Source organism: Gluconacetobacter entanii, assembly GCF_003206495.1.
In the GTDB taxonomy this organism is placed as follows: Bacteria; Pseudomonadota; Alphaproteobacteria; order Acetobacterales; family Acetobacteraceae; genus Novacetimonas; species Novacetimonas entanii.
Map to the genome: position 1 here is coordinate 1 of NZ_NKUF01000034.1, position 19495 is coordinate 19495.

The following is a 19495-nucleotide window of genomic DNA, read 5'->3' on the forward strand; positions in this document are numbered from 1 at the left end:
CTGAAAGGCCACATCAACAGGCCTTACAGAAGACCGCACACGATCACACGTCAATATGGGTCAGAAAACTCTTGCATAACGGACGGCAACCACAGAAGATATCCGGAGCCCTGGAGAACGCTGCCGAAGCAAGACGCACAAAATCATGATCGACAGCGCGATCCTTCACCGCGTCACGGACGCATGCGTACACTTCGGGTTCGAACGTTTCAATTTCCCGCAGAAGCAGGTCCGCCTTTGCGACGAACATTCCCGAATTCCATGAAAAGCGTTCATCACGCAGGAACTCGGCCGCACGGTCGGCATCGGGTTTTTCAAGGAATTTCGATACATGATAGGCGTTGGGCACATCTTTAAGTTCAGCACCACGCTCGATGTAGCCATACGCCGTATCTGGCTTGGTCGGGTGAATGCCAAAGGTGACAACATACCCTTCGGACGCCGCCTGTACTGCGGAGTCCAATGCCTTTTGCAGGAGTTCGGGATGCTGGATCGCAGCATCCGCCGCCATGATCCACAGGATGGCATCAGGATTCTGTTCGGCAATCAGAAAGGCCGCGGCGGCAATGGCCGGTGCGGAATTACGTGCAACAGGTTCAAGCACGATCCGCGCGTCGGTAATCCCGACCTCGCGCAACTGCTCCGCCACAATAAAACGGTGTGCCTCATTACAGACTACGACAGGGCTTGCAAAATCCGCCCCCATCCCCCGCAGCGCCGTTTCCTGCAGAAGGGTCCGGTCCGACAATAATGGCCAGAACTGCTTGGGGAAACTGCGGCGGGATACCGGCCAGAGGCGGCTACCGGAGCCGCCGGAGAGAATAACAGGGACAATATTATGACGCGCTGACGAATTTTCACCTGAAATCATTTATCAAAAACCTTTTTCCCAGATTTTCCGCCCGCATTAGCATATGTGAACATGCGTTTACATTAGTAATGATGTCTCTTAAAGGCATTTTTTAAAAAATTTGGGTGAGGCGGATTGTTTTTTACCAAAAACTAACTTTTACCTGTTATTTGTATAAAAGGCATTTCCTGAACGCATAAATTTATGCCTTAATCTTCGCGGAAGCCTATCCCCCCGAACTGATGCATCGCCAGTGTCTTATTGTTGCTGCCTCTGCACATTTCCATGAAAATGGCGCGACAACACAAATGTTCATACCTGATCAGAGCCACTGGCAGCCAGATTTCCAAATATACACGAAGGATGTATGCCCATGCATGAAGACCGCATGGTCTTGATGATTCAACTGCGCCATGACGAAAGCGCCCAAAAAGAGACGGCGGGATATCTTTCGGTGACCAGGATGGGCCAGAAAGCAAGGTGAAAGATACGAACGGGTATTGACCCGTTGAGTGCCGATTTACAGGCGCCTGCTGGATGAAGGTAATGAAAACGCCTTTCGCATCCACTCTGGCATGATCGATATGGGCATCCCGTTTCCCACATCGTGGGTCATCATGGCATGGACGCGGCCGCCAGGTTCACGCAGTCCAAAAACAGCGCCCCTTCCAGCAGCATTTCCCTTTTTGCGTTCGCAGTCTGTGCCGGAATAGCCCCCATCAATTTGGAGCGCCCTTCCGGGATCGGCTCCATGAATATCCTGTTCCGCAGCATGGCGGCTCAAGCAGGGATCGTGGGATGGCAAGTGGCAACCGACTGCACCGGCATTTCATACGAGGCATATCAAGCCGTATTGGCTAGCTGCGCCAGTCCCAGACAAAAAAAGCCCCGGTATCAGACGATACCGGGGCTTTTTGTCGGCGTTGCGCCGGGATCCTGTGGTGGGCGCACAAGGGCTCGAACCTTGGACCCGCTGATTAAGAGTCAGCTGCTCTACCAACTGAGCTATGCGCCCACAGGGTTTTCCCTTTCGGGTGAGGGGCTTTTACCAAGGCAGGGCCATCAGGACAAGGGGATTTTTCAATATTTTTTCCCATGCACGACATCTGGCCCCGCAATCCCCCTATTCCCTAGCTCCCCCACGAATGTTCATTGTTTGTTTCCAAACCGCCCGGCAAACAGGTGCCATACGACCAGAAGTTTTTTGGTTCTTTTTTCCAAAAAAGAACCCTTTCCCCCCTTACGCCTGCAACAGCTTCAGCAATCCATCGAACTGATCAAGGGAGCGGTAATCGACACGCAGCGTCCCGCCCTTGCCATCGAACGTGATATGGACCTTCAGCCCCAGCTTCGCCGTCAGTTCGCGTTCCAGCGCACCGATCTCCGGGTTTTCGTGGTTCTTTTCCTCCTGCTTTGCCGCCACCTGACGCTTTGTGGCCGTCTTTTTCGCCAGCGCCTCGGTCTGGCGGACATTCAGCCCCTGTTTTAGCACGACCTTCAATGCCGCGACAGGATCGGGATGCGCCAGCAGCGCGCGCGCATGACCGGCTGACAGTTCCTTTTCCCGCACGGCGTCGCGCACCGGCGTCGGCAGTTGCAACAGGCGCACCATATTAGCGACATGGGGACGTGACTTGCCGATCGCCCCGGCCAGTTCTTCCTGCGTCAGACGGTAATCATCCAGCAGGCGCTGAAGCCCTTCGGCCTCTTCCATGGCGTTGAGGTCGGCGCGTTGCAGGTTTTCCACCAGCGCGGCCGCCATCGCATCCCCATCGTCAAGCGCACGGATATGGACCGGCACCTCATGTAAGGAAGCCAACTGCGCCGCGCGCCAGCGCCGCTCCCCCGCGATGATCTGAAACACGTTGGGACGGTCCGGGTGCGGACGGACCAGGATCGGTTGCAGGATACCGCGCGTGCGGATGGACTCCGCCAGTTCCTCCAGCGCCTCGGGCACCATGTGCTGGCGTGGCTGGAACGGACCGGGTTCAAGCACATCGACCGGCAGAACCGAACCACTGTCCATGGGCTTGCGCGGTTCCAGCCCCGGCGCGGGATTGAGCATGTTCACCTGATCGCCCAGCAATGCGGCCAGCCCCCGGCCCAGTCGCGGACGGGTGGCGTCCTTCTTCGGTTTCATCCCTGCTTCTTCCCTTTCCTGCCTGCCTTGAGCGCAAGACGTGCGATCACTTCCTCCGACAGCGCCCTGTACGCCTGGCTTCCGGAAGATCGGGCATCGTAGAACATGACGGCCTGACCGTGGCTCTGCGCCTCGGAAATGCGGATGTTGCGCGGGATGACCGTCTCCATCACGCGATCGCCAAAGAAGCCGCGCGCGTCGGCAGCGACGAGTTCCGACAGGTTGTTGCGCCGGTCATACATCGTCAGCACGATCCCCTCCAGCTTCAGCGCCGTGTTCAGGGACTTGCACAGGCTGTTGATCGTGCGCACCAACTGGCTGATCCCCTCCAGCGCAAAGAACTCGCACTGCAACGGCACGATGACCGCCTGCGCCGCCACCAGCGCGTTGAGCGTCAGCAGGCCGAGGCTGGGCGGACAGTCGATCAGGATGACGTCATATTCCCCCCCGATCCGCGCAATGGCGTCACGCAGGCGGAATTCCCGCCGGTCCGACATGACCAGTTCCAGTTCGGCCCCCGCCAGTTCCGTATCCGCCGCAATGACCGACAGGCCGGGAATGGAGGTTTCCTGTATCAGGTCCGCCGCCGGTGCGTCCTCCCCGATCAGGGCATAGGTCCCGCGACGCCGGTTTTCGTAACCGATCCCCAACCCGGTGGAGGCATTGCCCTGCGGGTCGATATCGATCAGCAGGACGCGAAATCCCGCCGTCGCAAGGCCGGCTGCAAGATTGATGGCTGTTGTTGTTTTCCCCACACCGCCCTTCTGGTTCGCAAGGGCGATGATGCGGGGGGTATGCGCGGCCTTATCGACCGGCTGCATGGTTGTGGTCTGTGACACGCCTTATATCGCTCAATCTAAGAATGACACCATCCGCATCGGTGCGGCTTGGAATTCGGGTCACCGCCATGCGCCAGTCGGCATGGGCGGCGTTGAGTTCTTCGTCTGCGTTCTTGCCCTTCAGGAACAGGCAGGATCCTTCCTTGTCCAGAAACCGCACCCCCCATTGCAGAAGCTGCGGCAGCGGGGCCAGCGCGCGGGCGCTCACCACGTCGGCAGGACCGGCATCCGCCGCCTCGATCCGGCTGGCGATGACACGGGTGCGCACCCCCGCCACGCGCGATGCCTCCCGCAGGAACGCGGCCTTTCGCTGGTCCGATTCGATCAACGTGACATGCGCATCGGTCGCCATGGCAATGACCAGTCCGGGGAAGCCCCCGCCCGATCCCATATCCACCACCCGCGCGCCCGCCGGGATCAGGGTGGCGAGTTGCAGGCTGTCGGCAATATGGCGGGGCCATAACTGCGCCAGATCAGGACGGGAGACAAGGTTGATGCGCGCGTTCCAGCGCACCAGCAGGTCGGCATAGGCCGTCAGGCGCTCGCCTGTTTCACGTGAAACATGTCCAAGGATCGCCTCCTGCGTCGTCATGTCGCGTGCCATGCCTCAGGCCACCTGCCGCACATGCGACAGCACCGCCACCAGCGCCGACGGCGTGATGCCGGGGATGCGCTGTGCCGCGCCAAACGTCACCGGCCGCGCCTGCGACAGGCGTTCCTGCATTTCGGTGCTGAGGCCACCGATCGCGCGGTAATCGAGATCATGCGGCAGGGTGATGCGCCCGTCACTGGCAAGCTGCCGGATCTCGCGCTCCTGCCGCGACAGGTATCCGCTGTAGCGGGCTTCGGTCGCGACATGCTGGCGCACCCGTGGCGACAGGTCGGACAGCCATGGGGCGATCTTCTCCACCGTCTCCATCGCCGCCCCCGTCGCCATGACGTCAAGCAGCGAACGCGCGCGCCCATCGGCGGAGACCGCAATCCCCTCCCGCCGCAGGGCTTCGGGGGGATAGGTTTCGGTGCGGGCGCGTTCCATGGCAGTGTCGATCGACGCGCGCTCCGCCTCGAAACGCTGGCGTCGTGCGGGACCGACACAGCCCCATTCCATGCCCAGCGGCGTCAGGCGCAGGTCGGCATTGTCGGCACGCAGCGTCAGGCGATATTCCGCGCGCGACGTGAACATGCGATAGGGTTCGGACACGCCCTGCGTCGTCAGGTCATCGATCATGACGCCGATATAGGCCGTGCCACGATCCAGCGTCACCGCCCCCTCGCCCGCCGCGCAACGTGCCGCGTTGATCCCGGCAAGGATGCCCTGCGCGCCTGCTTCCTCATACCCCGTGGTGCCATTGATCTGCCCCGCAAGGAACAGGCCGTGCAGGGATTTGAGTTCCAGCGCCGGGGTCAGTTCGCGCGGATCGACATAGTCATATTCCACCGCATAGCCGGGACGCACGATGCGGCAGCGTTCCAGCCCGGGGATGGAATGCAGCATCTGTTCCTGCACATCCGCAGGCAGGCTGGTGGAGATCCCGTTGGGATAGACCAGGTCGCCCCCCGGATTCCCCGGCAGAGCCTCGGGTTCGAGGAAGATCTGGTGGCTGTCGCGCTGTGCGAAGCGGACGACCTTGTCCTCGATGGAGGGGCAGTAGCGCGGCCCCCGCCCCGAAATCGCCCCACCATAGATGGCCGACAGGTGCAGGTGTTCGCGGATGATTTCATGCGTGCGCGGGGTCGTCGCGGTGATGCAGCACGACACCTGCGGGTTGGTGATCGTGTCCGTCATGCGGCTGAACGGTTCGGGGATCACATCGCCCCGATCCTCCGCCAGTGCGTCCCAGTCGATGCTGTCGCGCGCGATGCGGGCGGGCGTGCCGGTCTTGAGCCGCCCCATCCGCAGGCCCAGCGCCTGCAACCGTTCACCCAGTTTTCGAGCCGGGGCCTCCCCTACGCGGCCCGCAGGCTGGCTGTCATGGCCGACATGGATGACACCGCGCAGGAACGTGCCCGCCGTCAGTACCACCGCCCCGGCATGGAATACGCGCCCGTCCTCGCACACGACGCCACGCACCGCATGACCGTCATCCACGACGAGGTCGCCCGCAGCACCCTCGACAATTTCCAGCCCTTCGGTTTCGGCCAGCAGGTCCATGATCGCCTGCTGGTACAGGAACCGGTCCGCCTGCGCGCGCGGCCCATGGACGGCCGGCCCCTTGGAGCGGTTGAGCAGCTTGAAATGAATTCCGGCCCGATCGGCGGCCTTGCCCATCAGGCCGTCGAGCGCGTCGATCTCGCGCACCAGATGCCCCTTGCCGATCCCGCCGATCGCCGGGTTGCACGACATCACCCCCACCGTCGCGCGATGGTGGGTCAGCAGCATGGTCCGCGCACCACACCGGGCGGCGGCGGCGGCGGCCTCGCACCCGGCATGGCCGCCGCCGATCACGATCACATCGTAAGTGGCGTTCACCTTATTCCCTGCTCCCGCTTCGTCCCTACTTGCCGATACAGAACTGCCCGAACACCGTGTCCAGCAGCGCCTCCACATCCACAGCCCCGGTCAGGCGCCCCAGCGCGCGCATCGCCAGGCGCATCTCCTCACCCCGCACTTCCGGCCACGCATCGTCGGCGGCACGGGCCAGATGGCGGGCCGTCTCCTCGATCGCTGCGCGATGGCGCGCGCGTGTCAGGGGGGCGGCCGCACGTCCCTGCGTCAGGTCTCGCGCCCGCTGCGCCAGCACGTCACGCAGGGTTTCCATCCCCTCCCCGCTGCGCACGCTGATGGCCGTGATGCCCGGCGGGGCGGCAACTTCGTCAATCTTGTTGCAGACCATGATGCTGTCGGGGCCGACCTTATCCGGTACCGCCGCACCTGAAAACACATGTATCACGCAATCGGCCTGTTTCACGTGAAACAATGCACGCCGCACGCCTTCGGCTTCGATCTCGTCCTCGGTTTCGCGCAGGCCCGCCGTATCCACCAGTGTCACCGGCGCATCGCCCAGCACGACCCGCACCTCGATCGCGTCGCGCGTGGTCCCGGCGCGCGACGACACGATGGCGGCGTCACGCTGCGCCAGTGCGTTCAGCAGGCTCGACTTGCCCACGTTGGGCTCACCCACAATCGCAAAAACCAGCCCCCGGCGCAGGCGTTCGCCCTGGCTGCCATCGTCAAGATAGGCCTGCATCTCATCACGCAGGCCCGCAATCGTGCCGAGCATTTCGTCCTCCACCTCCGGCGGCAGGTCCTCGTCGGGGAAGTCGATCAGCGCCTCCTGATGCGCAAGCGCGGTGCGCAGGCGCGCGGCCCAGTCCTCATACAGACGGCTTTGTGCGCCATCGGCCTGCGCCAGCGCCTGACGCCGCTGGGCCTCGGTCTCCGCATCGATCAGGTCGGCGATACCCTCCGCCTGCACAAGGTCGAGCCGCCCGCTGGCGAAGGCGCGTCGCGTGAACTCCCCCGGTTCGGCCGGACGCGCGCCCAGCGCCACGAGCGCATCGGCCACGCCGGAAATCACCGCAGGTCCCGCATGCAGGTGCAGTTCCGCGCTGTCCTCGCCAGTATAACTGTTGGGTCCGGGAAACCACAGCACGACGGCCCGGTCGAGCAGCACGCCCTTCCCCCCATCCGCATCGCGCCGCCAGATCCCGCGCAGCGACGCGCGGCGCGGTTCGGGCAGGCCACCGCACAGGCTGCGCAGGATCGCGTCACTCCCCGCGCCACTGATGCGCATGACGGCAATGGCCGCGCGCCCCGCGCCGGTGGCAAGGGCGAAGATGACGGGGGCCGCACCGTCGCCATGCCGCCCTGCTGGAACCTCGGTTGCCGCTGTCATTCGGGTCGTTCCCATTTCCTCTGTGACGGGAACGGGTTATCGTCCACGTCCCTGTCGTGATCAAGGTGACACATGCCACAACTTTCCCTGCATTCCCCCACCGGCCCGCTGACCGTCTCGGTCGAGGACGACACGATCGTGGCGCTCGACTGGGGCTGGGGCCGCGACCAGGAGGAAACGCCCCTGCTGCGCCGCGCGTGCGACTGGCTCGATTCCTATTTCGACGGTGACACCACACCCTGCACCCTGCCACTGGCCCCTTATGGCACACCGCAGCAGGTTGCGGCATGGACATTCATCCGCACCATCCCGATGGGACAGACCATACCATGCGCCTAGGTCGCGCGGCAGGCTGGCGTGGACGTGGCGGACGTGGTGGCTGCATGCAGTGAAAACCCGATTCCCATCCTGATCCCCTGCCACCGGGTGGATATGGATGGATGCGCGGAGTACGACGCGGACACCTACCCCGGCGATAACGGGGCGATGGACCGCGCCTTCCTGCGTGAGATGGAAACCGGCACGCCCGACATGGATTGACCCCCAACGCCCCTCTCATCCCAAGGAACCCCTGCCATGAACACAGTCATCCGCATCCATGAATATGGTGGCCCCGAAGTCCTGCGCGCCGAAGACCTGCCGATCCCCACGCCTGGCGAAGGCGAGATCCTGATCCGGCAGGCGGCGATAGGTGTCAATTTCATCGACACCTATTACCGTAGCGGCCTGTACAAATTCCCCTCCCTGCCCGCGACACCGGGCATGGAGGGCGCGGGCATCGTCGAGGCGGTCGGTCCCGGTGTCCATGACCTCGCGGTGGGGGCACGCGTGGCCTATCCCATCATGCTCGGCGGGTATGCGCAGTACCGTGTCATCGCGGCGGACCGGGTGGTGGCGCTGCCCGCCGAAATCCCGTTCGAGACGGCGGCAGGCATCATGCTGCGTGGCCTGTCGGTGCATATGCTGCTGCGGCAGGTGCATGACGTGCGCAGGGGGGAGAACATCCTCGTCTATGCCGCGGCGGGCGGGGTCGGGCTGCTGATGTGCCAGTGGGCGCAGCATCTGGGCGCGCGTGTCATCGGCGTCGTCTCGACCGAGGAAAAGGCCGAACTGGCGCGTGCCAACGGGGCGGCCGACGTGCTGGTCGGCACGCACGACATCCCCGCACGGGTCCGTGCCCTGACCGATGGCGCGATGGTGCCCGTCGTCTATGACAGCATCGGCCACGCCACGTTCGAGGACAGCCTGAACTGCCTCGCACCGCGCGGGCTGATGGTCAGCTATGGCAATGCGTCGGGCGCGGTAACAGGGGTCGCGGTCGGCACGCTGGCCAGCCATGGCAGCCTGTACCTGACGCGCCCGTCGCTGGGCACCTATATCGCAAAGCGCGATGAACTGGTGGCGGGGGCTGCGGAACTGTTCCGACTGGTGGAAAAGGGCGTGATTACGCCGCGCATCGGACAGAGCTTCGCCCTGAAGGACGCAGCACAGGCGCATGTCGCACTGGAATCGCGCAGGACCACGGGAAGTACGATCCTGCTGCCGTAACAAGGGCTCTGCCCTTGACCCGCCAAAGGTCACGGACCTTTGGAAACCACTACTTTTTAAACAGATCAGGTCGCGACCCAGCCATCCTGCTGCAACGCTACCCCGGCCAGATACAGGCTGCCGCAGATCACCACCCGTGCGGGGGGCTGTGCCGGCATGTCGCGGGACAGGTGTTCCAGCGCCTGTTTGATGGTCGGGCCTGCGGTCACACGTCCCTGCCCTGCCGCAATGATATCGGCCACAGGCAGCGCAAGGTGCTGCTCCGGTTCCGCCACGGCCTGCACGCTCGCGGCATGGGGCAGCAGGCGCGCGAGGAAGCCGGAAGCATCCTTGGTCTGCTTCATGCCGACAATCAGGTGCACGGGGCGGTCCGACCATTCCTGCATCACACGCGCCAGCGCCTCCCCCGCGCCGGGATTATGTCCACCGTCCAGCCACAGGTCCCACCCGTCAGGCAGGAGATGCGCGAGCGCACCATGCAACTGTTGCAGCCGCGCGGGCCAGTGCGCATCCGCAAGTCCCGCCCACGCCTGCGCAGGCAGCGACAGGCCACTTGAACGCAGGGTGGCAACCGCAAGCCCCGCATTATCCACCTGATGCGGCCCCGGCAGGCCGGGATGCGGCAGTTCCAGCATCCCTTCTCCGTCGCGATAGATCAGGCGCGTGCCATCGGGTGACGGGGTGATGGACCATTCATGGCCCCGCCGCCACAGCGGCGCGTCATGTTCCGCCGCCACGCGGGCGATCACGCCCATCACGTCCGTCGGGTGACGGCCCGTGGCAACCGGCACGAAATCCTTGATGATACCCGCCTTTTCCAGTGCGATCTTTTCCAGCGTATCGCCAAGGAACGCCTCATGATCCATCGAGATGGAGGCAATCGCACACGCCGCGGGCCGCGCCAGCACGTTGGTCGCGTCGTAACGCCCGCCCAGTCCGACCTCGACAATCATCAGTTCGGCAGGATGGCGCGCGCCCAGCACGAAGCCTGCGGCGGTCAGCACCTCGAACACGGTGATCGGTGCGCCATCATTGGCACGCTCGACCTCCTCCAGCACTTCGGCCAGTTCGGATTCGGTGACGATCTTCCCCGCGATGCGGAAGCGTTCGGTCACATGCACCAGATGCGGTGACGTCATGACATGGACGCGCCACCCCGCCGCCTCCGCAATGGCGCGGATCAGGGCGCAGGTGCTGCCCTTGCCATTGGTGCCCGCCACATGGATCACCGGCGGCAGGTGGCGTTCGGGATGGCCCAGGCGCGCCAACAGATGTTCCAGCCGCCCCAGCGACAGGTCAATCAGGGCAGGATAAAGCTGATTCAGCCGTTCGAGGATCGCGCCGGTACGCCCGGCGAATTCAGGACCCAGACCGGACGTAGGCGATGCGTTCATGATGGACCGTACAGGTTACGCAGCAGGGGGCGTGATGTGGGCATGGTTGAGTTGCCCGATCAAAGTGCCAAGGATGGCCGGCAGTTCCGGGCGCGCAACCACCATGTCGAGCATGCCGTGGTCGAGCAGGTATTCCGCGCGCTGGAACCCTTCGGGCAGCTTTTCGCGCACGGTGTCCTCGATCACGCGCTGTCCGGCGAAACCGATCAGGGCGTTCGGTTCCGCGATCTGGATATCGCCCAGCATCGCAAACGAGGCCGAAACCCCGCCCGTCGTCGGGTTGGTCATGACCACGATGTAAGGCAGCTTCGCCTCGCGCAGCATTTCCACCGCGATGGTCGTGCGCGGCATCTGCATCAGGCTGAGCATCCCTTCCTGCATGCGCGCACCGCCGGATGCGGTAAAGACGATCAGCGGGGCCTGCTGCAGGATCGCAAGGCGCGCGGCGGCGAGGAAGGCCTCGCCCAATGCCGCGCCCATCGTGCCGGCAATGAACTCGAACGCCATGACGGCGACAACCGCGTCATGCCCACCGATGCGGCCATGCGCAACCGCCATCGATTCCTCAAGCTGGGACTTCGCGCGCTCGTCCTTCAGGCGGTCGGTGTAGCGCTTGCGGTCACGGAACGACAGGGGATCGACCGGGGCCTTGGGCAGTTCGATGCGGGTGAACTCCCCCTTGTCGAACGTCCATTCCAGCCGCTGCTGCACCGTGGCACGCATGTGGTGGCCGCAATGCGGACAGACATTCATCGCCCGCCGCAGGTCCTTGACCAGAATCATCTGCTCACAGGACTCGCAGTTGGTCCAAAGATTGTCCGGCACTTCCCGCTTGAGCAGGCCACGGATCTTGGGCCGGACATATTCGGTCAGCCAGCTCATGTTAACTCTCCCTGACGTACATCTATCCGCCTGCTCCATACAGGCAGATCGCGTGTGATGCCAGATTCACGTTTATTTCCGGGCCGCGCGGACCGCATCGGCCAGTTCGCGCAGTTGCGCCAGCACGCTGCTGACGGTCGTGGCCGTGGCATGACCATCCGCATCCAGCGTCCCCTCCAGCGTGTTGAGCAGCGCCGAGGCCACGACGGCGGCATCGGCGGCGCGCACCGCGTTGGCGGCCTGTGCGGGCGTGCGGATGCCAAAGCCGATGGCGATCGGCAGGTCGGTGGCAGCCCGCAGGCGCGGGATGGCCGCCGACAGTTCATCGGTGCTGGCGGTGCGGGTACCCGTCACCCCGGTGATGCTGACGTAATACAGGAAGCCCGACGCCCCATCGAGCACGATGGGCAGGCGCGCATCCGGCGTGGTCGGCGCGACAAGGCGGATGATATCCAGACCGTTCGCCGCAGCAGGCGCGCGCAGCAGGTCGCCTTCCTCCGGCGGGACATCGACGATGATCAGTCCGTCCACGCCCGCGCGCGCGGCATCGGCGCAGAAGCGGTCATGTCCATACGCCTCGATCGGGTTGACGTAGCCCATCAGGATGATCGGCGTCTCGTTATCGTCACGACGGAACGCCGCGATCATCTCCAGCACGCGCTTCATGCTGGCCCCGCCGCGCAGGCCGCGCAGCGCCGCCTTCTGGATGGTCGGGCCATCGGCGCTGGGGTCGCTGAAGGGCATGCCGACCTCGATCAGGTCGGCACCCGCCCCCGGCATCCCCCGGAGCAGCGCGAGCGAGGTTTCGTAATCCGGGTCGCACGCCTCCACATACGGGATCAGGGCGCCGCGTCCCTGCTGCTTCAGGGCGGCGAATCGGCTGGCAATACGGCTCACAACGACACTCCCAGATGCGCGGCGACGGTGAAGATGTCCTTGTCCCCCCGGCCCGATACGTTCAGTGCGATGATCTGATCCGGCGACATGGTGGGCGCCAGCTTCGCGACATAGGCCAGCGCGTGGGCACATTCCAGCGCGGGGATGATCCCCTCCGTCCGGGTGCAGAGCTGGAACGCGGCCAGGGCCTCGTCATCGGTGGCGCCGACATATTCGGCACGGCCGATATCATGCAGCCATGAATGTTCCGGCCCGATGCCGGGGTAATCGAGGCCCGCGCTGATGGAATGCGCCTCCGCGATCTGCCCGTCGGCATCCTGCAGCAGGTAGGTGCGGTTGCCATGCAGCACGCCGGGGCGTCCGCGTTCGATGGAGGCCGCGGTCTCCCCGCTGTCGAGGCCGCGCCCGGCAGCTTCCACGCCGATCAGGCGCACGGACGCATCATCAAGGAACGGGTGGAAGATCCCCATCGCATTCGATCCGCCGCCGATGGCCGCCACAATGGCGTCGGGCAGGCGACCTTCGGCCGCGAGGATCTGCTGCTTCGTCTCCACGCCGATGATCGACTGGAAATCGCGCACCATCTCCGGATAGGGATGCGGGCCCGCCACGGTGCCGACAAGGAAATAGGTGTCGCGCACATTGGTGACCCAGTCGCGCATCGCCTCGTTCATCGCGTCCTTCAGCGTTCCGGCCCCGGCGGTGACCGGAATGACCTCCGCCCCCAGCAGGCGCATGCGGAACACGTTGGGCTTCTGCCGCTCCACATCGGTCGCGCCCATGTAGATGCAGCATTTCATGCCGAACAGGGCGCAGACCGTGGCGGTCGCAACGCCATGCTGCCCCGCGCCGGTTTCGGCGACGATGCGCGTGCGGCCCATGCGGCGGGCAAGCAGGATCTGCCCCATCACGTTGTTCAGCTTGTGCGAGCCTGTGTGATTGAGTTCCTCGCGCTTCATGTAGACGCGCGCGCCGCCCAGTTCCTCCGTCAGGCGACGGGCGAACCACAGCGGGCTGGGGCGGCCGACATAATCCTTGAGGTAATAGTCCAGTTCACGATGGAATTCGGGGTCCGCCTTCGCTTCCCTGTAGGCTTCGGTCAGTTCGAGGACCAGCGGCATCAGGGTTTCGGCAACAAAGCGGCCGCCAAAGATACCGAACCGCCCATGTTCGTCCGGGCCGTTACGCAGGCTGTTCGCGCGGGGCGGCGGGGCCGGGGATTGTGCTGCGCTCAACTTTGCTCTCCACAGGGAATAAAATTCATGCGGGTGTCGATGATGGTATATCGCACGCGCCCGCGCGATGATACGCCTACGGCGTTCTGGACCCGATGGCGCAAAAACACCACCCCCCGGTCGCCCGACCCGACTGTCACGATTTGACATAAAGCCGGTTGTCCCGATGATAGGCCGCGACAGGATAGGAAAAGAGGATCTCTCAATGTTTCTTGCGCACAGGCCCGGCTCGCCCGCCCGGACGATCACGAGCGAGGCCGATGCACAAGAGGTCAAGGATGTTCCCTGGCTGGACCTGCTGGACCCGACCGATGACGAGCAGGTACTGGCCGCCCACATCACGGGGCAGCGCATCCCCACCCGCGCCGACCTGGACGAGATCGAGAGTTCGTCGCGCCTGTTCATGGAAGATGACGCGGTGTACCTGTCCACGCCGCTGGTGCGCCAGATCGGGGATGACTTTTTCGTCTCCCCCGTCGGCTTCATCCTGATGCGCGACCGGCTGCTGACGATCCGCTTTACCGGCTTTACCGCATTCGACGTGGTGGCGCGGCAGGTGGCGGGGCAGTCCACGCGTCTGTCTGGCGATGAGTGCGTGACCCTGCTGCTCGAAGCGGTTGTGGACCGGCTGGCCGATATCCTTGAACATCTGGGGCAGTCGCTCGACGGCATGTCGAAGGATGTGTTCCAGTCCGAACATGGCGGGATGCGGCGCATGGACGGACTGCTGCGCAGCATGCTCAGCCGCGTGGGGCGCTCGGGCGACCTGACGTCATCGGTGCGCGACAGCCTGCTGGGGCTGGAACGCATCACCATCTTCGTGACCGAGAACAAGAAGCGCGACCTGTCAGACAAGCTGCAGGGACGGCTGGCGACGGTGGAGCGCGATATCAAGTCGCTCAATGACTTCGTCTCGCAGACATCGAACAAGGTTCAGTTCCTGCTCGACGCCACGCTGGGCTTCATCAGTATCGAGCAGAATAACGGGATGAAGATCCTGACGGTGGTCAGCTTCATCGGTGTCGCACCCACTCTGGTTGCCGGGATATATGGGATGAATTTCCATGATATCCCTGAACTGAACTGGAAATATGGATACTGGTATTCGCTGGCGCTGATGGCCGCGACCGTGGTGCTGCCGCTGCTGTGGTTCTGGCGCAAGGGATGGCTGGGAAAGTAGCCACGAATCCGAGTTGACTTTTGCTCCGCTTTGGGATATCCGACACCCTATGTGCTGGGTGGTCGTCCGATCATCGCGCCTTATCCTCTGTATGAATGTAATATCCACGTCGCATTTCTGACTTCGTCTGCAGATGCTGGGATGTGACAACACGCCTGTTCCTGTCACACCGGATATTATCCATTCCCTCCCCCTGAACTGCCAGTCCAAGGCAACGCTTGCATGCATCTCGCCGAACTCAAGGCCAAAACACCAGCAGACCTTCTGGCTTATGCCGAAAGTCTGAATATTGAAAACGCATCTTCCCTGCGCAAGCAGGAACTGATGTTCACCATCCTCAAGACGCTGGCGGAGAATGACCAGGCGATCTACGGGGATGGGACACTTGAAATCCTGTCGGACGGCTTCGGCTTCCTCCGCTCGCCAGAGGCGAACTACCTGCCCGGCCCCGACGACATCTACATCTCCCCCAGCCAGGTGCGGCGCTTCGGCCTGCGCACCGGCGACACGGTGGAGGGTCAGATCCGAGCCCCGCGCGATGGGGAGCGTTATTTCGCGCTGCTCAAGGTCGATACGATCAATTTCGAACCGCCCGAGGCGGTGCGCCAGCGGATCAATTTCGACAACCTGACGCCGCTGTATCCCGAACGCCGCCTGCAGATGGAAGTCGAGAACACCGCCGTGGGGCCGGCCGAAAGCACCGCCAAGGGGAAGGGAAAGGGCCAGACCCGCGACTTTACCCCGCGTGTGATCGACCTTGTCTCCCCCATCGGGATGGGGCAGCGCGCGCTGATCGTCGCCCCCCCGCGCACCGGCAAGACGGTGATGCTGCAGAGCATCGCGTCCTCCATTTCCGCGAACCATCCCGAAGTGTTCCTGATCGTGCTGCTGATCGATGAACGCCCCGAGGAAGTGACCGACATGGCCCGCTCCGTTCGGGGGGAGGTCGTGTCCTCCACCTTCGACGAACCGGCAACGCGCCATGTGCAGGTGACCGAAATGGTGCTGGAAAAGGCCAAGCGCCTGGTCGAGCACAAGCGCGATGTGGTCATCCTGCTGGATTCGATCACCCGCCTGGCGCGCGCCTACAACACGGTCGTGCCGTCATCGGGCAAGGTGCTGACGGGTGGTGTGGACGCCAATGCGCTGCAGCGGCCCAAGCGTTTCTTTGGCGCCGCGCGTAACATCGAGGAAGGCGGGTCCCTGACGATCATCGCAACCGCCCTGATCGATACCGGCAGCCGCATGGACGAGGTGATCTTTGAAGAGTTCAAGGGCACCGGCAACTCCGAACTGATCCTTGACCGCAAGCTGGCGGACAAGCGCACCTTCCCCGCCATCGACATCACCAAGAGCGGCACCCGCAAGGAAGAACTGCTGGTCGATCGCGCCGACCTGTCGAAGATGTGGGTCCTGCGCCGTATCCTGGCGCCGATGGGCACGATGGATGCGATGGACTTCCTGCTCGACAAGCTGAAATACAGCAAGACGAACAAGGACTTCTTCGACGCGATGAATACGTAAGGTCCCGTGCCATTTGGCCAGTGACTGATGACCCCTCCTGTATGTTTCAGGAGGGGTTTTCTTTTGTCCGCACCGCAGCAGAAAAACAGAAAGAAGTTTTTGGTGAAGCTTTTTTCAAAAAGCTTCAAAAAGACGCCGCCTTTTTAAAAAAAGGCAGCACTCAAAAACTTTTATTCTTTACCTACATCGCCATCAGGCAAGGATCCGGTCCCGCAACTGTGGGTTTTCATCCATTTCCTGCCCGAATGCCTGCGCGATGGAAAACGAGCAGTCCAGCACCAGTTTGATGCATTTGGCCTTGTAGTCCGTTTCCTCGGTATATCTGAGGTCTCCGCCGTCATACTTCATCATGTCCATGGTATAATGACTGTTGGGGGTTCTTTCGAAAAACCCTTTGTCATTCAGGATCCTGTTGGGGTCATTCATCAGTATCCGCAGGGGTTCGACATAATGCGACCCAGTGCCCTTTTCGACCTCCCGCCTGCCTGCCGCCGTGATCTTCAACCGCATGATGATCCACTTGTAAATATCCTGCCAGCCAGACCTTCTGGGGTAATGCGCGATGCACAGGTTGCTGCCACCAAAGGCCCGCAATTCAACACCGTCACGATAGGCGGTATGGTTGCCTTCACTGATCTGGATATGCCCGGGAATCCTGCCCCGTACCGCAACCTTCAGGACGCCGATATTCTCGATCGTGCGCCATATCATCCTGTGGGGGACAACCAGTTCTTCCTTGCTGTCAAATACTGTATCCATATAGTTTCTGATGGGAAGCAGGATGGATTCAAATTCAGGGGAAACCGTTTTGATGAAATTCAGAAAACCTTCGACCCTGCCACGCATGTCGATGAATTCATCCGCATCGATGAAAAACACCCAGTCCGCGTCGAAATCCGTGCAGGCAATATTGTATAGAAACGTATTCCTTTCGCGTTCACTGGACACGATGCATGGTTTTTTTATGAGAGTGATTGCCAGGCCTTCGTCAATCATCTTCTCAATGATGTCCAATGTCCTGTCCGCGCTGCCGTCATCCAGAATAATGATGCGGTTAAAATGCGCCAGATGATGCCTTATATTTGCTTCTATAACATCATCTTCGTTAAGAAGCCTCATCACTGCAACCACGTTCATTTTATGTTCCTTTCCCTGATTGCATGATTTTATATACGCTTCATAAACAGAAAATAAATCATATGCCGGGCCGGTCTGAAAAACGTACCATATCCCCGGTCATGTTCCTGTCAGACCGGGGATATGCCGCGTCCTGTGGATCAAGTGGGACCAGCGTCAGGTTCAAAATCATAGATACTTGCGCTCAATCGGCTTTTTCGTTTTCAATTGCATATCTGTCGCAGATATTCATGATCTCTGTCGCCATTTTCAGATATACTTCACGGGAGAAATGAACCCCGTGATCATCTGGTGACGCCAGATCTTCTACGGACTGGACATATTTTCCATAATCCACCAGATCAAACCCATATATTTCCGACAGCGGAACAACGATCCTGTTGATGTTGCCATAAACGGATTTGATCCAGTCATCCGATCCCACCCGTTCATTCAGGACAAGAACGATGACCTTTTTGTCTTTCAGTTTCTCGAACAGTTTGCAGACATCCGCCATGAACATCCCGATGTCATGATGTGCGAAGAATTCAAATTCCTGCTGCATGAATTCCCATTCGCTTTCGGAAAAGCCGGGATCACGACCGAAATTCCTGACCAGTGTTTCATAGGACGTTTCACTGAAATCCCGTCCTGCCAGGAAATCGTTACACAGCGAAACCGTGACCCCTGTGGAACGGGACCTGTATAAATGCGCGGCATATTCAACGGAAAACGAAAGGACATAGATATCGGCATCCCCGCTGATGACCGCAGAGTCCAGATAGTTTTCTGGAAAGATGCTTGTCCGGGCAAGAAGTTCACGTCCCTTTGGTGTCTGCAGGGCATCGGTGGCGGCAATCGTCCTTACCCACGGGCTGAACGCCCATGATTTATAGGCCAGCGGGAATTCGCCCAGGACATTGTACCGGGCACGGAAATAATGTTCCATTGATGTGAAATCGCAGGCTCCCCTCAGGCAGACCTTGAGGTTTTTTGCATAGTCATGAATGAAGTTGTTTGAATCATCATCGACATCATCAACAATCGTAATCCAGTTGACGTCGCCATCCAGTGACGAAATCACATCACCGACAACATGGACATGCGGGCGCATCAGATGGTTCCAGCAGAACTGCTCCACCCCCATGCTCATGATACGGCATGAAAACAGAAAATGCGTCGCCCTGCGCTCCCCGATCATGAAAAATCCGCAGATTCCATAATTCCCATATTTGTCAGAGACTTTTATATATCCGGAAATCGCCGGGAACCTTTCCGAAAACTCTTTCTGGAACACGTCCCATGCTGCCTCCCGGTTCTCCGGCCAGCGATTCTTGGTAAAGTTCAACTGGTTCGTTCTGTTGACCAGTTCGTGTATGCGGTCAAATTCCTTTTCGATGTCATAATGGAAACTGACCCTGATATTGCTCTGCTTCAGGAAGTTTATGTTATCTCCCTGTATCTCCTTTTTATCCCTATGCTTTTCCTCAAGCACCTTATAGCGTCCAAGGCGCTCCATCCCTGTATCCGGTTTTCCCCGGAACCTGTCATCTTCAAGGAGAGTCGCAACAATTGACGGATCAGCAACCTGCATCCCCGGGTAAAAGAACAGAGCTTCATTGAGGTTCATCGGGTTATCATCAATGAACATCATCGTCTCCGGGCGCAGGTTTGTCGCTTCGACGATTTCCCTGATCATGGGACCCTTGGGCGCAAATGCGATCTGTGGAAAAATGAAGTAGTCCCACACCCCCATTTTTTTCAGTTCGCGTTCAGCATCCGCGAAATTGTTTTTGGAACATATGGAATTGACGATTCCCCTTTCCGACAGGGTCTTGAGCAGGGCCATGTTTCGTTCAATAGGCTGAATGCCACCTTCGCTCAGGGTCCCGCTCCAGAATGTTTCATCAAGATCCCAGATGACCAGCCGGACAGGTTCCATTATATTTTCCTCTTAAATGTTATTTATCAGCATATTGGCCCCTTATGTTATAAGGTTTCTGTTAATATATGCTTCACGGTGCCCCACAGTTTGGGGGCGTGTGCTGTTCCAT

Annotated in this window: 15 protein-coding genes, 1 tRNA gene and 2 pseudogenes; 4 read left to right on the plus strand and 14 right to left on the minus strand. The window is 61.0% G+C overall.

Going from position 1 to position 19495, the window contains the following annotated elements; all coding sequences use genetic code 11:
• Positions 1 to 97 precede the first annotated feature (97 nt).
• The 8 genes and pseudogenes from CFR72_RS12510 to mnmE form a co-directional block, all read right to left on the minus strand.
• Positions 98 to 871 (minus strand): annotated as a pseudogene (locus CFR72_RS12510) (mannose-1-phosphate guanylyltransferase); the annotation flags it as partial.
• Positions 872 to 1465: 594 nt separating this feature from the next.
• Positions 1466 to 1603, minus strand: coding sequence for a hypothetical protein (locus CFR72_RS17595; RefSeq protein ID WP_167400383.1), 138 nt, complete (start codon positions 1601 to 1603; stop codon positions 1466 to 1468).
• Positions 1604 to 1789: 186 nt separating this feature from the next.
• Positions 1790 to 1865: transfer RNA gene (locus CFR72_RS12515), tRNA-Lys, on the minus strand.
• Between the two features lie 225 nt (positions 1866 to 2090).
• Positions 2091 to 2990, minus strand: coding sequence for a ParB/RepB/Spo0J family partition protein (locus CFR72_RS12520; protein ID WP_110914265.1), 900 nt, complete (start codon positions 2988 to 2990; stop codon positions 2091 to 2093).
• Entirely contained in the window at positions 2987 to 3811 is an 825-nt protein-coding gene (locus CFR72_RS12525) for a ParA family protein (RefSeq protein WP_110914266.1), read from the minus strand. Before CFR72_RS12525 ends, CFR72_RS12520 begins: the two co-directional genes overlap by 4 nt.
• Positions 3795 to 4421 (minus strand): 16S rRNA (guanine(527)-N(7))-methyltransferase RsmG, encoded by a 627-nt coding sequence (gene rsmG / locus CFR72_RS12530; RefSeq protein WP_110914283.1) that lies wholly within the window; start codon positions 4419 to 4421, stop codon positions 3795 to 3797. Before rsmG ends, CFR72_RS12525 begins: the two co-directional genes overlap by 17 nt.
• A 15-nt stretch (positions 4422 to 4436) precedes the next feature.
• Positions 4437 to 6299 (minus strand): tRNA uridine-5-carboxymethylaminomethyl(34) synthesis enzyme MnmG, encoded by a 1863-nt coding sequence (gene mnmG, locus CFR72_RS12535; protein WP_110914267.1) that lies wholly within the window; start codon positions 6297 to 6299, stop codon positions 4437 to 4439.
• Between the two features lie 25 nt (positions 6300 to 6324).
• Positions 6325 to 7665 (minus strand): tRNA uridine-5-carboxymethylaminomethyl(34) synthesis GTPase MnmE, encoded by a 1341-nt coding sequence (mnmE, locus tag CFR72_RS12540; protein ID WP_110914268.1) that lies wholly within the window; start codon positions 7663 to 7665, stop codon positions 6325 to 6327.
• Positions 7666 to 7737: 72 nt separating this feature from the next.
• Between mnmE and CFR72_RS12545 the strand changes: the two are divergent.
• Positions 7738 to 8205: pseudogene (locus CFR72_RS12545) on the plus strand (methylated-DNA--[protein]-cysteine S-methyltransferase).
• 36 nt (positions 8206 to 8241) lie between these two features.
• Complete coding sequence (locus CFR72_RS12550; protein ID WP_110914269.1) at positions 8242 to 9213, plus strand: quinone oxidoreductase family protein; 972 nt, start codon at positions 8242 to 8244, stop codon at positions 9211 to 9213.
• A 65-nt stretch (positions 9214 to 9278) separates the two neighbouring features.
• On the opposite strand, the gene CFR72_RS12555 is transcribed toward CFR72_RS12550, so the two are convergent.
• From CFR72_RS12555 to trpB, 4 genes are all read right to left on the minus strand, one after another.
• Positions 9279 to 10607, minus strand: a complete 1329-nt coding sequence (locus tag CFR72_RS12555) for a bifunctional folylpolyglutamate synthase/dihydrofolate synthase (protein ID WP_110914270.1) — start codon at positions 10605 to 10607, stop codon at positions 9279 to 9281.
• A 15-nt stretch (positions 10608 to 10622) separates the two neighbouring features.
• The gene (gene accD, locus CFR72_RS12560) at positions 10623 to 11489 is read right to left on the minus strand and encodes an acetyl-CoA carboxylase, carboxyltransferase subunit beta (RefSeq protein ID WP_110914271.1); all 867 of its coding nucleotides are present in this window, start codon (positions 11487 to 11489) and stop codon (positions 10623 to 10625) included.
• A 72-nt stretch (positions 11490 to 11561) separates the two neighbouring features.
• Complete coding sequence (gene trpA / locus CFR72_RS12565; RefSeq protein WP_110914272.1) at positions 11562 to 12386, minus strand: tryptophan synthase subunit alpha; 825 nt, start codon at positions 12384 to 12386, stop codon at positions 11562 to 11564.
• On the minus strand, positions 12383 to 13621 hold the full coding sequence (gene trpB / locus CFR72_RS12570; RefSeq protein ID WP_244182293.1) for a tryptophan synthase subunit beta: 1239 nt from the start codon (positions 13619 to 13621) through the stop codon (positions 12383 to 12385). The genes trpA and trpB overlap by 4 nt, the downstream gene beginning before the upstream one ends.
• A gap of 205 nt (positions 13622 to 13826) precedes the next feature.
• Here trpB and CFR72_RS12575 point away from each other — a divergent pair, with 205 nt between their 5' ends.
• Positions 13827 to 14801 (plus strand): magnesium transporter CorA family protein, encoded by a 975-nt coding sequence (locus tag CFR72_RS12575; RefSeq protein ID WP_110914273.1) that lies wholly within the window; start codon positions 13827 to 13829, stop codon positions 14799 to 14801.
• Positions 14802 to 15023: 222 nt separating this feature from the next.
• On the plus strand, positions 15024 to 16325 hold the full coding sequence (gene rho / locus CFR72_RS12580) for a transcription termination factor Rho (protein ID WP_110095232.1): 1302 nt from the start codon (positions 15024 to 15026) through the stop codon (positions 16323 to 16325).
• Between the two features lie 192 nt (positions 16326 to 16517).
• Here the strand turns inward: rho and CFR72_RS12590 are convergent, their stop codons facing one another.
• Together CFR72_RS12590 and CFR72_RS12595 are read right to left on the minus strand one after the other, a co-directional pair.
• Positions 16518 to 17462, minus strand: coding sequence for a glycosyltransferase family 2 protein (locus CFR72_RS12590; RefSeq protein ID WP_110914275.1), 945 nt, complete (start codon positions 17460 to 17462; stop codon positions 16518 to 16520).
• A gap of 184 nt (positions 17463 to 17646) precedes the next feature.
• Positions 17647 to 19383 carry an HAD-IIIC family phosphatase gene (locus CFR72_RS12595; RefSeq protein ID WP_110914276.1) on the minus strand — a complete coding sequence of 579 codons (1737 nt, stop codon included), beginning with the start codon at positions 19381 to 19383 and terminating at the stop codon, positions 17647 to 17649.
• Positions 19384 to 19495 lie beyond the last annotated feature (112 nt).